The organism is Nibribacter ruber (assembly GCF_009913235.1).
Lineage (GTDB): Bacteria > Bacteroidota > Bacteroidia > Cytophagales > Hymenobacteraceae > Nibribacter > Nibribacter ruber.
In genome coordinates, this window is sequence record NZ_CP047897.1 from 3885833 (window position 1) to 3901491 (window position 15659).

Consider the following 15659-nt stretch of genomic DNA (forward strand, 5'->3'; position numbering starts at 1 on the left):
GCTACGCGGTAATTACGGGTGTCAAAAGTTGTATGTATAGGGCTATGCCCTCTTCCAGTTCTGAAAGGTAAATAAACTCATCGGCGGTATGCGACCGTGCCGAATCACCGGGGCCCACTTTCACGGACGGAATATTCAATAGCGCTTGGTCTGAGGTGGTAGGGGAGCCGTAAAGCTTTCTGCCCAACTCCACACCCGACTGCACAATAGGGTGGTTCTGGTCAATGCTGGAAGGCCGTAACCGCGTAGACCTTGGCGTCACCTCGCTTTTCACGTGTTCTCTTATAATGCTCAACACTTCCTCGGGCTGATAAGCATCCGTTAGGCGCACGTCTACGGTGAAGGTGCATTGGTCGGGTACCACGTTGTGTTGCGTACCGGCTTGAATTAGGGTTACACTCATTTTGATAGGCCCTAAGAAGCTAGACTCCTTCGGGAAACGGAACGTGCGGAACCACTCAATATCAGGCAGCGCCTGGTAAATGGCATTGATGCCTTCCTCCCGCGCGGCGTGCCCGCCTTTGCCTTGCGCTACGCAATCCAATACCATCAAACCTTTCTCGGCGACGGCCAGGTGCATATTGGTAGGTTCTCCCACTAGCGCAAACTCCACTGCGCCCAATTCCGGGAACACCAGTTCAATGCCGTTTTTGCCAGAGACTTCTTCTTCGGCGGTAGCCGCCAGCACCAGGTTGTAGGTTAAATCTGAGTGGTCATAGAAGTGCAAAAACGCGGCTATCAAAGAGACCAAACAACCGCCTGCGTCATTGCTGCCCAAGCCATAAAGTTTACCGTCTTGCACGTTGGGCGTGAACGGGTCAAACGTCCAACTGGGGTGCGGCTTCACCGTGTCATGGTGCGAGTTCAGCAGCACCGTGGGCAAGGCTGGGTTGTAAAGTTTGTTAAACGCCCAGACATTGTTCTCCTTGCGGTGAATTTCCACGCCTCTAGCCTGTAAGAATTGAGCAATCGCCTCGGCCGTTCCCGCCTCCTCGCGGCTGAAGGATTGGATGGCGATGAGCTGCTGAAGCAGGGTAAGCGCGTCTTGGTATAAGGTGTTGGTCATGTATGTTTTTACTACTTTTCTTCAATGGCGCGAGTCTCCAGACACGTGCCTACGGATGAAGAGTAGTCTTCAGACTACCCTCGTTGCAACGCAATGAAATCAGGTTGTTAGAACTGCTCGTTTCTTCTGGTTGGTTCCCTGCGAGTCTGGAGACTCGCTTCATCCTATGTCACGAGACAGTAGTCTCGCGCCAGTTGTTGGCCGTTTTTGGGCTGTTTTCTGGGAATTTAACTAAAACGCCATGCACTGGAATATACAACTTGGTAGTGTGCGAAGCTCCTGCGAGCATCTTACAGCGTAATCCTGGTGCCTGCTTTCCTGCCTTCCACAATGTCAAGGATGTCTGCCGCATCACCTATAACCACCGCTTTAACTCCTTGCTCCAAGGCGGCAAACGAATTGTCCAGTTTGGGTAGCATGCCCGCAAAAATGACTCCCTTGTCCTTGAGTTCCTGGTAATAGCCTGGTTGTAGGTGATGAATGACGCTGGTGGCATCATGTACATCCAACAACACGCCTTTCTTCTCGAAACAGTACATCAGGTTCACTTCAAACTGGCGGCTCAAGGCTACGGCCAAGGTAGAGGCGATGGTGTCAGCGTTGGTGTTGAGAAGGTTGCCTTCGCCGTCATGGGTAAGGGCTGCGAACACCGGGACAATCCCTTGCTGGGCTAGCGACGCCAGAAACGGTACGTTCACTTGGTCAGGGCTTTCCACGTCGCCCACGAAGCCGTAGTCAATGTCTTTGACGGGGCGCTTGTGGGCGGGAATAACATTGGCATCTGCCCCGGTAAGGCCCAGGGCATTGCAACGCCGGGCCTGCAGTTGCGCCACCAGGTTCTTGTTCAGCAATCCGCCATAGACCATGGTCACCAAATGAAGGGTGTTGGCATCAGTAACGCGGCGGCCGTTTATCATGATTGGTTCCATGCCCATCTTCTTGCCTATCTCAGACGCAATGGTGCCGCCCCCATGCACCAGTACTTTGAGGCCGGGCAGTAGGGCGAAGTCCGTCAGGAATCGCTCCAGGTTGTCGACGTTGTCCAGGACGTTGCCGCCTATTTTGATGACGTTGAGTTTGGTAGACACTAGGTTTTAGACGTTAGATTCAAGACTTTCTTTTCCTTGGTCTGTCCCCTGACAGGCCAATACATTGCGTGGGTCCATTAGAACGTTTCGGTCTATCAGGGGGGACAGATCGAGGAGGTTTCCTCTTCTCTTATTGTCATCCTGAAGGGACCTTGTGGGCGAGTTAGAAAAGCAGTGGCTCTATACTTCTCCTTGGCCTGTCCCCCGACAGGCCAATAAAAGAGTGGTGTTCAGGCAGAGTTTCGGTCTGTCAGGGGACAGACCGAGGGAAAGTTTTTTACTTTTAGTAGCCGCCTACCTAGTTTGCCCACAAGGTCCTTTCAGGATGACAAAAGATGGACCTTTACTGTATGCCTTTCAGCAAGCGCTTCAACACCGCCTGCGCGGCGAATTCACGGTTGGCGGCTTCCTGCACCACCAGGGAGTTGGGTCCGTCCAAAATCTCATCGCTGAGTTCTACGTTTCTTCTGACAGGAAGGCAGTGCATGACTTTGGCGTTGTTGGTGTTGGCCAGGTGCTGGTTGGTGAGCATCCAGCTGGCATCCTGGGTTAATACCTCTCCGTAGTTGGGTTGGTAGGTGGACCAGTTCTTCACGTAGATGAAGTCTGCGCCTTCTAGGGCTTCTTGCTGGTTGTAGGTGATGGTAGCACCATTGGTGAATTGCGGGTCTAGTTCGTAGCCTTCGGGGTGGGTGATGACAAAGTCCACGTCGGCGGCGCACATCCACTCGGCAAAGGAGTTGGGTACGGCCTGCGGCAAGGCTTTCACATGCGGTCCCCAGGTCAAAACCACCTTCGGCTTTCGGCCTTTTGGGGCATGTTCGGTGATGGTGACCAAATCTGCCAAGCTCTGCAAAGGGTGACGAGTGGCCGACTCCAAACTCACAAAGGGCACGTTGGCGTACTGGATGAACTTCTTGAGAATCTCCTCAGAGTAGTCTTCCTCTACATTCTGCAGTTTAGGGAACGACCGGAGGCCCAGCACGTCACAGTACTCGCCCATTACGGCGGCGGCGTCTTTGATGTGTTCCACGGTGGTGCCGTTCATGATGGCCCCGTCCTGGGTTTCCAGGGCCCAGCCTTCCTGCCCCATGTTCATCACCATCACATTCATGCCCAGACTCTGCGCGGCTTTCTGGGTGCTGAGGCGGGTGCGCAGGCTGGGGTTCAAAAAGATAAGGCCCAGGGTCTTGCGCTTGCCCAGATCTTCATGGGCATATGGGTTCTTCTTAAGCTCCAGTGCTTCCTGCACCAGCGCGTTTATGTCTTCTACGTCGTGTACGGAGGTGAATTGCTTCATTCTTTTTTTGAATGTTAGACGCTAGATTTTAGATGTTAGACTAAAAATGGGGGAAAGTCTAACATCTAAAATCTAGCATCTAGTGTCTTCTTGCTACTTGCTACGCGATGCTAATTCTGCGAATGCTTCCAGGAATCTGTACAGTTCTACCTGCGTCACATTGAGGGCGGGCAGAATACGGATGGTGTTTTTATTGGACGCCGAGCCGGTGAAGATGCGGTACTCGTCCAGCAGGGCTTTGCGAAGCGGGGCACAGGGTACTTCCAGCTCAATGCCCACCATCAGGCCTTGGCCACGTACCTCGCGCACGCTTGGTAAGGTCTTGGCCTTTTCCATAAGATAACTGCCCATTTTTGCGGCGTTCTCTATCAGGTTTTCCTGCTCTATCACTTCCAGCACGGCCAAGGCAGCGGCACACGCCAGGTAATTCCCCCCGAAGGTGGTGCCCAGCATGCCATGCTTCGCGTGAATTTCAGGGGATATCAACACGCCCGCCACTGGAAATCCGTTGCCCATGCCCTTGGCAATGGTAATCAAGTCTGGCCGAATGCCCGCATGCTGGTGCGCGAAGAACTTACCCGAACGCCCATAGCCCGACTGAACCTCATCCAGAATCAACAGGGAACCGTATTTTTTGGCTAGCTTTTCCAAATCCTGCAAAAACTGCGGCTCTGGAATCACTACACCGCCCACGCCCTGTATGCCTTCAATGATGATGGCCGCCACGTCTTTTCCGGCGAGTACTTTTTCAACCGCGGCCTTGTCATTCATAGGCAGAAATACCACATTGTCGGTTTCATTGACTGGAGCTACAATGCTGGGGTCATCCGTAGCGGACACGGCGGCAGACGTCCTCCCATGGAACGACTTCTTAAAGGAGATGATTTTCTTTCGGCCCGTGTGGAAAGAGGCCAATTTGATGGCGTTCTCGTTGGCTTCGGCACCGGAATTGACCAGAAAGAACTGGTAGTCCTGGTATCCGCTTAGCTGGCCCAACTTGTCTGCCAGTTCCTGCTGTAGCGGAATCTTCACGGAGTTAGAATAGAAGCCCATGTTGTTCAACTGTTCAGACAGCCTCTGCACGTAATGGGGATGGCTGTGCCCAATGGAAATCACGGCGTGGCCACCGTACAAGTCCAAGTACTCAATGCCGTTGGCATCCCAAAGGGTAGAGCCCAAGGCTTTTACCGGCGTTATGTCAAAGAGGGGGTAAACGTCAAATAGATTCATAGTATAGACGTAAGATTCAAGGCGTAAGACTAATTGCCGTTTTTGGCTTATTTTCTAGGAAATAGGCTAAAAACGAAGTTTCTATGGTGCTGTAATTTTATTGCTGGCGCGCGTCTCCAGACTCGTGCCTACGGATGCTGGGTAGTCTCTGACTACCCTCGCTGCCCAGCAGCGATATTTCGCATTGCTAAACGGTAGGCATTTCAACTTGTAGTTCCCTGCGAGTCTGGAGACTCGCTTCATCCCAAGTCACGAGACTTAAGTCTCGCGTCAGCGGGTAACCTCACAGGTTTCTCGTTTTTGGCCTCTTTTCCGCAAATCAGGCCGAAAACGGATTATTAAAACCCGATTGCCTTCAACTGCAAACCAGCCCTTTCCTCTAGCCCGAACAGCAGGTTCATGTTCTGTACGGCCTGACCCGAGGCACCTTTTAACAGGTTGTCAATCAGGCTGGTGATGACCAGTTGGTCTTCGTGCTTCTCCAGGTAAAGGAGGCATTTGTTCGTGTTTACCACCTGTTTCAGGTCTGGGTTCTTATCCGTGACAACGGTGAAAGGATGACCTTCATAAAACTCCCTATACAATTGTTGTGCTTCCTCTAAATGGAAGTCTGACCTCAAGTAGGTGGTGCACAAAATGCCCCTGCTGAAATTACCGCGGTAGGGCACAAACCGGATGGCTGGTTGGGCGTTTGCCTGCAGAGACTGCAGGCTCTCATTAATCTCATGCAGGTGTTGGTGCCCAAACACTTTATAGCTGGAGATGTTGTTATTGCGCCAGCTAAAGTGCGAAGTGTTGGATAATTTCTGACCCGCGCCCGTTGAGCCGGTAATGCCGCTCACGTGTACCTCTGAAGGTAGAGAGCCATTCTGCGCCAGCGGTAGCAAGGCTAACTGAATGGCGGTGGCAAAGCAACCAGGATTGGCTACGTTAGCAGCGGTTTTAATTCGCTCGCGGTTTAGTTCAGGCAGGCCGTACATGAACTGGCGATTGCCTAACGCAGAATTCTCCTTTAATCTAAAGTCCTGGCTCAGATCAATAATCTTCACCTCATGTGGGATTGGGTTGGCGTCCAGGAACTTCTTGCCGTCGCCATGGCCTACGCACAGGAAAAGCACGTCCACCTGGGTGGTAAGCTCTTTGGTGAACACTAAATCCGTATCACCTATCAAATCAGTGTGGGTGTCTATGACGGGTTTTCCGGCCTGGCTGTTGCTATGCACCAAGGTTATCTCTGCGTTTGGATGATGGATTAGCAGCCGAAGCAGTTCTCCGCCGGTGTATCCTGCTCCACCTACAATGCCCACTCGTATCTTATTATTTTGCATTTTCTTCTCCGTTGATTAAGCGGTACATCATGGTCTGGTTCCCGAATATTTTGGAGAAGCCTTTCACGTCTTCGCCGGTCCAGGCATTGTTCATCTCACCGTAAGACCCAAATTTAGAGGACATCAAATCATGCTCAGACTCAATGCCTTCTATCTGGAATCGGTATGGCGCCAACAGCACGTGTACTTTTCCGGTCACGGTTTTCTGCGTGTCTGTCAGGAACGTCTCAATGTTGCGCATGGTCGGGTCTAGAAACTGACCTTCGTGCATCCAGTTGCCATACCAAGTAGCCAGGCTGTCTTTCCAGTACAGCTGCCATTTGGTAAGGGTGTGTTTTTCCAGAGCGTGGTGCGCCTTGATAATGACCATGGGGGCCGCCGCTTCAAACCCCACTCTGCCTTTAATCCCAATGATGGTATCGCCTACGTGAATGTCACGGCCAATCGCAAAAGCACCGGCAATTTCCTGTAACTTCTGGACCACGTGCACCGGGTTATCGAAAAGTTCCTCGTTTAAGCCCACCGGCTCGCCGTTCTTGAAGTGCAGGGTAATGCGCTCCGGCGTTTCTTTGGTCAGTTGCGTTGGGTAGGCAGATTCCGGCAGTGCCTGATCAGACGTCAATGTTTCCTTACCACCTACTGATGTTCCCCAGATACCTTTGTTGATGGAGTACTGCGCCTTCTGGAAATCCATCTCCACGCCGCGTTCTTTCAGGTAGGTGATCTCTTCCTCCCGGGACAATTTTAGGTCACGGATAGGGGTTATGATTTCCACGTTAGGGATGAGGATGTTGAACACCATGTCAAACCGCACCTGGTCGTTGCCCGCACCGGTACTGCCATGAGCTACGGCCTCTGCGCCCACTTCAAGTGCATATTTGGCAATGGCCATGGCCTGCGAGATCCGCTCTGCGCTCACAGATAGGGGATAGGTGTCATTCTTGAGCACATTCCCGAAGATGAGGTACTTGAGGCAAGACTGGTAGTAGTTGTCGGTTTCGTCTAAGGTTACGTGCTGGGTCACGCCCAGATTCTCAGCCCTTCGGGAAATCTCTGCCAGTTCCTCTTCAGAGAAGCCGCCAGTATTTACAATAGCCGAATAGATGTCATAACCTTGTTCCAGCAGGTACTTCACACAAAAGGATGTGTCTAAGCCGCCACTGAACGCGAGAACTACTTTTTTCATATTGGTAATGAGTGATTGAGTGAATGTAAGAATGAGTGAATGTTTTTAATGAATGATTGAGTGAAGGAGTGAATGAGTGATTTTTTAATTATTCACTCCTTCACTCAATCTCTCAATCACTCATTGTCTTTAGGTGGAACAAAAAGCATGGCGGTGCAGAGGCAGTTGCTACGGTCTTTTGCCGTGAGAATGTCAAAGTTGACGCAGCTGCGGCAGCCTTTCCAGAACTCCTCGTCGTTGGTGAGCTCAGAGTACGTCACCGGACGGTAGCCCAGGTCTGAGTTAATTTTCATGACCGCTAGGGCAGTAGTCAAACCGAAAATTTTTGCCTCTGGATATTTGGTGCGTGACAGCTCAAACACTTTTTCTTTGATGCGTTTGGCCAGGCCGCTCTTGCGCAGGTGAGGAGCTACAATCAACCCCGAGTTGGCTACGTACTCGCCGTGGCCCCAGGTTTCTATGTAGCAGAATCCGGCCCACGCTCCTGCTGGGTCAAAGGCAATAACTGCTTTGCCTTCCTGCATCTTTTGCGCCACATACAAGGGAGAGCGTTTGGCAATGCCAGTGCCACGTGCTTTGGCAGAGGCTTCCATCTCATCGCAGATCTGTTGGGCAAAGGGGGTATGCTCTTCTGTAGCTACCACCACTGTGAAATCAGGTTGTATTTCCATGAAGACAGAGGTAATAGGCAACGACTGTAAAGCCGAAGCGCTCATACGCAAGGGTATAAAATGATGAATGAAAAGAGAAAATAATCCTTCTATCCGCAGTGTATGCGGGCATGGAAGGGCGTCCGGTATGGTTACGCTTAGTAACCTAGGCCATCCGGTGGCCTAGCGCCTGGATCGGGTAGGGGTGAAGGCAGATGAAAAAACTGTTCTGGAGAGAACAGAAAAAAGCGCACTCCTGGTAGAGGAGCGTTTTACCGTTGTGGGCACAACTGATAAAAGAGACTTTTTATTCATTAGGGTATGTAAAGCTAAATAAGCGGCAGCCGCTTGTCTGCAAAGTTTTCAGATAAAAAATGAGAATTGCAAAGGCTTGGTTCATTTTTCCTCCATAAACGCCCATTATGTGACTTGGGTTTTATTAAATATAAACGGAGTGCAATTAGTGTATGTTAGGGTGCATTATATTGGGCGATAGTTGCCAGGGTAACAGTTGGATTAGGTATAAAAGCAAAGAGCCAGGCAAGGTGCCTGGCTCTTTGTTGTTTTAAAGGTAGTCAAAGACTACTTAACATCCCACCATACTCTGGTGTAGTTGGTATCTGGTCCTTGACGGGCAATCGCAGCGTCGAAGCCAGCTTCGTTTACAGTTCTGGCGTTAGCTGGGTAGCTCATACGCAACGGAATACCTTTGGCATCTAAGGTTCCAGGACCTGGAAGCAAGAATGAAGGGAAACCAGTTCTTCTCCAGTCTGTCCAAGCTTCAAAACCATTCAAGAATTGGTGCTTCCATTTCTGAGTGATGATTTGCTCAAGACCAGCGGCGTTATTACCAGCGTAAGTTCCGTGAGGAATGGTGTTAGGCACGCCATAGAACGCAGCAGAAGCGGCAATTCCTTGCTCATACAAATCGCCAGCATTCTCAGAGGTAACACCACGGTTTGCCATTTCAGCTCTAGCAAACAGAACTTGTGAGTAAGTGAAGATAGGAGCAACTGCATCAGCACCCTGGAATCTTTCACTTAAACGGCTGTATGCAGCAGGAATGTTTCTAGCAACGTTGGTACCATAAGGAAGACCAATGATTTTACCGTTGATAGACTCACCATACACTGCCAAACGTGGATCACCTTGCATGTTGTCAACAATAGTGTTGCTTAGTGCATAGTCATTACGGTTGTCATTGGTGTAGTTCTCATACCATGGGTTCCAGTTGTTTGGATCTCCACCCAAGAACTGGTACTCAATGTTCTCAGCGTTGCTAGTAATAGCACCAGCTGTCATGGCAGCCTCAAACTCAGACTTTGCCTTAGCTTGGTCTCTGTCAATCAGACGCAAAGCCATGAACATACGAGCTGTGTTTGCAAAACGCTTCCATGCAGCCATGTCGCCGTTTAACAAGATATCACCTTGTACCGGGAAACCAGCCATTTCAATCTGGGCTTGGGCTTCAGTCATCTCTTTGAACAAGTCATTGTAAATGGCTTGCTGAGCATCATACTTAGGTTTAGCAACTTCTACACCTTTCAGAGCCTCAAAGTAAGGGATGTCTCCGTAGGTGTCAGTTAAATACCAGAAGTAATAAGCCTTCAAGATACGAGCAACAGCAATCTGGTTGTTCTTAGAACCGTTGGCAGGGTCAGCGGCAGCGTTACCAGCATTATTGTTGTCAATAATTGCCTGCAAGTTAGCCAAAGGACCTCTGTACCACTCAGTCCAGGACAAGTTACGGTCGCTGTAGTTCTGAGACTCTGGGTATGGACCTTCAGACAGATACTGGGCATACAATGCCATGTAGTCATTGGCATAACCGCCCGTAGAAGAAGCTGTTCCTACCGCACCCTGTCTGGCAGGAGCGTTCCAGGTAGTCCAGGAGATCGCTTGCTCAGAAAAGGTTAACAAAGCTTTGTTAGAAACTGCTGGTAGGGCCGTTGGGGACACGTTCGTGTCTCCAAAGTCGCTGAAATCACAGGCTCCTAGAAACACTAGAAGACCTGTAGCAATTGATAAAATTCTCTTTTTCATCTTAGTAATTTTTTACTGATTAGAAAGTAAGTCTCAAGTTCAGACCCATAGAGCGAGTTGAGCTCAACTGACCACCTTCATTCCAGTAGGTTTCAAGTTCTGAAGGATCAATACCATAATCCTTAGCAGGAGCACTGATCAACCAAGCGTTGTTCACAATAAAGCTGATGTTGGCGCCAGAGATTGGCAAAGTACCTAAGATTGCTTTAGGAACTTCATAACCCAAACGAACTTCTCTTAGTTTCAAATATGAACCGTCTAATACTAACTCGTCAATTGCTCCATTTTGTAGAGAAGTGTAGAAGTACGTACGGGCTGGCATGTAAGTAGTATTTGGCTGCCCAGAGATATCTGTTTTAACTCCGTTGATAGTACGAGTTACACCAGGACCGTAAACAGCATTAGGAATCAAGATACCACCACCGTTAGATGGGTAGTCTCTCCAGTCATTTCCTTTGTCATTTACACCAACCGTCATCTCAGACAGACCAGTTCCTAAGTTGAACTGTTTTGTAGAAGAGTAGAACAAGCCACCTTTCTGGAAGTCAAGGGAGAAGCCTAAGTTAAAGCCTTTGTAAGAAAATGAGTTAAAAATACCCCCAGTGAAATCTGGCTGTACAGAACCTCTTTCTTGACCAATAGTGTATTGAGGAACGCCATTAGCACCTACCAATACTTGGCCTTGCTCGTTTCTATTCCATCTTCTACCTACCAACATACCCCAGTCTTTACCTACACGGTGCTCTAAACGGGTGTTGTTCCAAGTGGTCCCTACTAAGTAAGTAGAAGAACCTTCTACCAACTCTTCAACTCTTGAACGGTTTTTGGACCAGTTCACGATCACATCCCAAGTAAAGTTGTCAGTTTGTACGGCAGTACCATTCAATGACAATTCAATACCTTTTCTTACAAATTTACCAGCGTTCACCTGAGCAGTGCTGTAACCTGTAGTTGGGTCAATCTCCAAACCAAGGATTTGGTCTTCGCTTACGTCATTGTAGTAGGTGAAGTCAAGGCCAACACGGTTAAAGAATCTGAAGTCAGCACCAACTTCCCATGAGGTAGTCAAAGCAGGCTTGATTTTACCAGTTCTGTATTGGTTACCCACAGAAGCAGAAGAGTTGTCACCGTAGGCAAGTTCATTGTTGTTAGCGATGAACACCTGGTTAAATCCAACGTCCTGACCAGCCTGGGCCACAGAACCTCTCAATTTACCTGAAGTCATTACACGCTTCAAGCTCTCATTGTTCAACAAGTTGGTGAATACCAATGAACCACCCAATGAACCGTACATAAAGCTGTTGTTTTCTACAGGAAGAGTAGAGAACCAGTCATTACGCAAAGTACCGTCTAAGAACAAGAAGCCTTTGTAACCCACAGTCGCACGACCTAATAATGAACGTACTTCTCTTTTTTCAAAGTCTCTGGTTGATTGCGGACGAGCCACAGAAGCAGAGATGTCAAAGAAGTTTGGTGCGCTTAAACCACCTTGGGTAGTTTGAGCCATGATATCCTGGTCATTCAGACGAAGGGCAGTACCCACGAAACCGTCTAATGAGAAGTCACCAAACTCTCTCTTGTAGTTTACATAACCTTCATAGTTGAATTCACGGATGGTGAACTGCGTCAAAGAGTACTGAGGAGTAGCGATAGAACCATTAGCGATGCGGCCATCGTTTGTGCCGCTTCTGTAGAACATTTTGGCGTTACCTTGCAAACTTAAATGATCAGTAAGTTTGTAGTTCAAACCTAAGTTACCAGATAAACGAGTGTTCTCTTGAGTAGTGAAGTTGTTTTCAGCTACAAAGTAAGGAGACTCCCAGTATTGAGGCGTCAAGATACCATCAATGTCACCAGAAGCATTAGGGTCACCAATGTTCCAAGACTTGTAACGGCCGTCTGGCGTTCTGTAGTTTCTAAGATCATCCAGGTTTAATTGACGCTGGAACCATTGGTTGAAGTTTTGAGTAACGTTCAAACCATCGTTACGATATTCTTCTGCTGGTGCACCTTTTGTATCAGTGGCAGTGAAGGTAGCGTCTGTAGTGATGGTTAACTTAGGAGAAACAGAGAATGAGCTGTTCAATCCTAATTGGTGCTGGTTACGTTTCGCTTCTGGGATAGTAAGCGTTCTATGCTGGTTAGCATAAGTTAAACGGTAGGTGATTTGGTCTGTAGCACCAGAGAAAGCAACTGAGTTGTTCAAGAACATACCAGTTTCAAAGAAATCTCTAACATTGTCTGGCTGAGCAGTCATTGGAATGGTTTTTCCAAAGTCTTCACCTGGGTACCAAGAGTACCAAGGGCGGTATTGCTCACCGTTGATTTTTGGGCCCCAGCTTTCATCTGCACCATACTCCAAAATACGCTGACCATCAAAAGCAGCCCATTCTGCAGGGTGTCCTACTTCTGGATCGTAACGGAAGATATAGTAACCATCCTCATCAAGGTAAGCACCAGATGGACCTGCACCATAAGCACCAGGGCTAGATACAGAAGAAGTATAACCACCCGCGTAAGAGTTTTGGTATGGAGGCAATAAGTACAATCTCTCAGCAGTAGCACCTAAGTTAAGTTCAACTGTGGTTTTGCCTTTCTCACCTTTTTTGCTGGTGATGATTACCACACCATTTGCGGCACGGTTTCCATAAAGAGCAGTAGCGGCAGCACCTTTCAATACAGAGATGTTGGCTACGTTGTCCATGATCACGTTCTGCTGCTCAGTGATAACACCGTCAACCACATAAAGTGGATTAGCGGGGAAAATACTGTTGTTACCACGAATCACGATAGACGCGTTGTCAAAAGTAGAAGAAGGAGAACCTTGCAACTGTACACCAGAAACTTTACCGGCAAGAGAAGCACTTACGTCATTAGACTTAGCCAATGTTAAGTTGTTGCCACTCACCACCCCTACAGAGTAAGGAAGAGTTTCTTTCTCACGAGACTCGCCCAAAGCGGTTACTACTACTTCTTGCAACACTTTCGTGTCTGAAGATAAAGCAACGTTGATGGTAGTGGAGTTTCCTACGGAGCGCTCTTGGGCAACATATCCAATGTAATTGAATACCAAAGTGGCGTTGCCTGCTGGAATAGATAACTGATAGTTACCATTCGCATCAGTGGAGGCGCCATTAGATGTGCCTTTCACCAAAACGGTAACACCAGGCAACCCTTCGTTGTTGCCAGCATCTGTCACCCTTCCTGTGATAGTCCTATTTTGTGCCATGGCTTCGTTCAGAAGCACAGACAACAAGAAAAGACTTAAGAGTAAGATTTTTTTCATGTTGGTTTGGTTTAATGGTTTGTGTAAATAAATGAATGGTTAATGATAAGAAGAATTCAGCTAAAACAAAAATTTTAACCCAAATCCTTCTCCATAACAGGACTGTTTAGAATGATTTTTTTCAAATCGGCCTGAAAAGTAGGGCGGGTCTTAATTAAACATTTAATTAATTGCAAATAAAAATTAAAAGTGTAAGCAGAGCACTAGGTAGTAGGACTTGGTGATGGAATTGGATGTGGTAGGAAACTTGGAAACCTTTTTTAGACTTTTACCAGACTTGTGTGGGTTGCGTGTAATGCAATCTTGGTTATATCTAAAACCGATTGACAGCAAAGAGGGGGAGGAGCCTGCTGCCATGGGACGCAATGCCAGATTTTAAAACATAACCTGGTCTTATTTTACATAATGTATTTATTGTTAGTTTACTAAAAACCAATAAATACATAAGGCTTGAAATTGACTTTTTGTTTATTACTTAAACGAATTAAATCCTTAATTGTTGGAAATTACACTAAATTATAAAGGCCTAATTAAACAATTAATATTATGTTTAATTAGGCCTTTATTTATAAAAGCTTTCTACCTTATCTGTACTCAAACTGCAAGCGTAGAAGGTTGGCGTACACGCCGTTAGGATCTGCGGATAGTTGCGCGTGCGGACCCTGTTCCACAATCTGGCCTTTGTCTATCACTAATATCTTGTCTACCTTTCTAATGGTAGCTAAGCGATGGGCTATGATAATAGTAGTGCGGTCTTTCATTAATTCGTCCATGGCTTCTTGTACCAGTTTCTCAGATTCAGAGTCAAGCGAGCTGGTTGCCTCGTCCAGAATCAGGATAGCCGGATTTTTTAAGATGGCCCGGGCAATGGCTATGCGCTGCCGCTGCCCACCAGAAAGCTTTATGCCGCGCTCTCCCACCACAGTGTCAAATGCCTCCGGGAACGACTGAATGAATTGTAGGGCGTTGGCTTTCTGAGCGGCTTCCCAAATCTCTTCTTCCGTAGCTTCGGGCTTTCCATAGGCTATGTTCTCGCGGATGGTGCCGCCAAACAGAAGAATTTCCTGTGGCACAATGCCCAGGTTGCCACGAAGTTCGTGCAGCGGCAAGGACGAAACGTTTTTCCCATCCACCAGAATAGTGCCCTGGTCAACGGCGTAGAACTTCATGAGCAACTGCACAATGGTAGACTTGCCCGCACCGCTAGGGCCCACAAGCGCGATCTTCTCACCGGCCTGTATCTCAAAATCAATGTTCTGCAGCACTTTGATATCTGGACGAGTAGGGTAAGAGAAGCCCACGTGCTGGTACTGCACATGCCCGTTCAGGCGCAACTGCACCGGCGTGGTCATTTCACTCTCAGGCTGCTCGGTTTCCTGCTCCAGTATTTCCAAAATGCGTTCAGAGGCGCCAATGGACACCTGCACCTTGGCGTACAGATCTCCCAAGCCGGCCACAGAGGCGCCAATAAACGTTGTGTATAAGATAAAGGAGGTCAACTGCCCAATGGTCAACTCTCCGCGCTGTACTAAGGTGGCTCCGTACCAAATCACCAGAATAATCCCGCCAAACAGGCCTACTATAATAAAGGAGATAAAAACGCCGCGGTAAAAAGATGTGGTGATGGCGGTTTTCACAGACTTGCTGAGAGCGTTGCCATACCGGCGTATTTCAAACAGCTCATTGGTAAAGGCCTTCACCACCTGGATGGCTTGCAGTGTTTCTTCCACAATCACATTGGTGGTGGCCAGCTCATCCTGGGTTTTTCTGGAAAGCTTCTTCAGCCTTTTACCGAAGACCATGGCCAGGATAATAAGCAGAGGAAACGTGGCCAGCATGAACAAAGACAGCTTCACGGAGATGTACATGATGAATCCAACCCCAATCAAGAGCGTGGTGATCTGCCGGAACAGCTCGGCGAGGGTGATGGAGAAACCGTCCTGGATGTAGCTTACGTCTGAGGTGATGCGGCTGGTGATTTCGCCTACGCGACGCTGCTCATAAAACGGCAAGGGCAGACCCATAAATTTAGAGTACAGGCTGCGGCGTATGTCTGCAATGGCGTTCTCCGTGACCTGCGCAAAAAAGTAGACCCTGAAGAAAGAGAAGATGCCTTGCAAAAAGATGACGCCAAACAAAATCAAGGCAATCAGGTCAAGGTCTTGGGTGAAGAAATTGGCTTTGCCCACGGCAGCGTCCAGCAAAATGCCCGTCACCGCCGGAAACGCCATGAACGTTAGGCTGGAGAAAAGCAGGAACAACAACCCAATGATGAATTTGCGCCGGTAAGGAAGCACAAACCGAAAAATGCTTAGACCCCTTCTAAGGCTTTCCTTGTTCAGTTTTGTTTTTCCCTCTGCCTCAGGTCCGGAAACCGCACCTGGCCCAAATCCGCGTTTTGCCATGTAATACTCGCTTTGTAAAATTAAGAAGGCTGCCTCACCGTTTTTGGCTTGTTTCTAGGAAAACAGGCCAAAAACGG

General features: G+C 48.4%; 9 protein-coding genes and 1 pseudogene. All 10 read right to left on the reverse strand.

Annotation, left to right across the window (positions count from 1 at the left end; translation table 11 throughout):
• Position 1: 1 nt before the first annotated feature.
• The 10 genes and pseudogenes from GU926_RS16410 to GU926_RS16455 all read right to left on the reverse strand — a co-directional run bounded on the left by GU926_RS16410 (position 2) and on the right by GU926_RS16455 (position 15582).
• Positions 2-1066: a M20 family metallo-hydrolase gene (locus GU926_RS16410; RefSeq protein WP_160693781.1), complete on the reverse strand. Its 1065-nt coding sequence runs from the start codon at positions 1064-1066 to the stop codon at positions 2-4.
• Between the two features lie 290 nt (positions 1067-1356).
• On the reverse strand, positions 1357-2154 hold the full coding sequence (gene argB / locus GU926_RS16415; RefSeq protein WP_160693783.1) for an acetylglutamate kinase: 798 nt from the start codon (positions 2152-2154) through the stop codon (positions 1357-1359).
• Between the two features lie 343 nt (positions 2155-2497).
• Entirely contained in the window at positions 2498-3454 is a 957-nt protein-coding gene (locus tag GU926_RS16420; protein ID WP_160693785.1) for an N-acetylornithine carbamoyltransferase, read from the reverse strand.
• Positions 3455-3547: 93 nt separating this feature from the next.
• Positions 3548-4684 (reverse strand): aspartate aminotransferase family protein, encoded by a 1137-nt coding sequence (locus tag GU926_RS16425; RefSeq protein WP_160693787.1) that lies wholly within the window; start codon positions 4682-4684, stop codon positions 3548-3550.
• Positions 4685-5022: 338 nt separating this feature from the next.
• On the reverse strand, positions 5023-6012 hold the full coding sequence (gene argC / locus GU926_RS16430; protein ID WP_160693789.1) for an N-acetyl-gamma-glutamyl-phosphate reductase: 990 nt from the start codon (positions 6010-6012) through the stop codon (positions 5023-5025).
• On the reverse strand, positions 6002-7198 hold the full coding sequence (argG, locus tag GU926_RS16435) for an argininosuccinate synthase (RefSeq protein ID WP_160693791.1): 1197 nt from the start codon (positions 7196-7198) through the stop codon (positions 6002-6004). The genes argC and argG overlap by 11 nt, the downstream gene beginning before the upstream one ends.
• 128 nt (positions 7199-7326) lie before the next feature.
• Positions 7327-7869 (reverse strand): annotated as a pseudogene (locus GU926_RS16440) (GNAT family N-acetyltransferase); the annotation flags it as partial.
• A 561-nt stretch (positions 7870-8430) separates the two neighbouring features.
• On the reverse strand, positions 8431-9891 hold the full coding sequence (locus GU926_RS16445; protein ID WP_160693793.1) for a SusD/RagB family nutrient-binding outer membrane lipoprotein: 1461 nt from the start codon (positions 9889-9891) through the stop codon (positions 8431-8433).
• 19 nt (positions 9892-9910) lie between these two features.
• A complete protein-coding gene (locus GU926_RS16450; RefSeq protein WP_160693795.1) occupies positions 9911-13177 on the reverse strand; it encodes a SusC/RagA family TonB-linked outer membrane protein in 3267 nt (1088 codons plus the stop codon).
• 584 nt (positions 13178-13761) lie between these two features.
• A complete protein-coding gene (locus GU926_RS16455; protein ID WP_160693797.1) occupies positions 13762-15582 on the reverse strand; it encodes an ABC transporter ATP-binding protein in 1821 nt (606 codons plus the stop codon).
• Positions 15583-15659: the final 77 nt, after the last annotated feature.

What these genes read in the sequence shown, in the direction of transcription:
- GU926_RS16410 (WP_160693781.1), bottom strand. Translation starts at nt 1,066, where the DNA reads ATGACCAACACCTTATACCAAGACGCGCTTACCCTGCTTCAGCAGCTC.
- GU926_RS16420 (WP_160693785.1), bottom strand. Translation starts at nt 3,454, where the DNA reads ATGAAGCAATTCACCTCCGTACACGACGTAGAAGACATAAACGCGCTG.
- GU926_RS16425 (WP_160693787.1), bottom strand. Translation starts at nt 4,684, where the DNA reads ATGAATCTATTTGACGTTTACCCCCTCTTTGACATAACGCCGGTAAAA.
- argC (WP_160693789.1), bottom strand. Translation starts at nt 6,012, where the DNA reads ATGCAAAATAATAAGATACGAGTGGGCATTGTAGGTGGAGCAGGATAC.
- argG (WP_160693791.1), bottom strand. Translation starts at nt 7,198, where the DNA reads ATGAAAAAAGTAGTTCTCGCGTTCAGTGGCGGCTTAGACACATCCTTT.
- GU926_RS16445 (WP_160693793.1), bottom strand. Translation starts at nt 9,891, where the DNA reads ATGAAAAAGAGAATTTTATCAATTGCTACAGGTCTTCTAGTGTTTCTA.
- GU926_RS16450 (WP_160693795.1), bottom strand. Translation starts at nt 13,177, where the DNA reads ATGAAAAAAATCTTACTCTTAAGTCTTTTCTTGTTGTCTGTGCTTCTG.
- GU926_RS16455 (WP_160693797.1), bottom strand. Translation starts at nt 15,582, where the DNA reads ATGGCAAAACGCGGATTTGGGCCAGGTGCGGTTTCCGGACCTGAGGCA.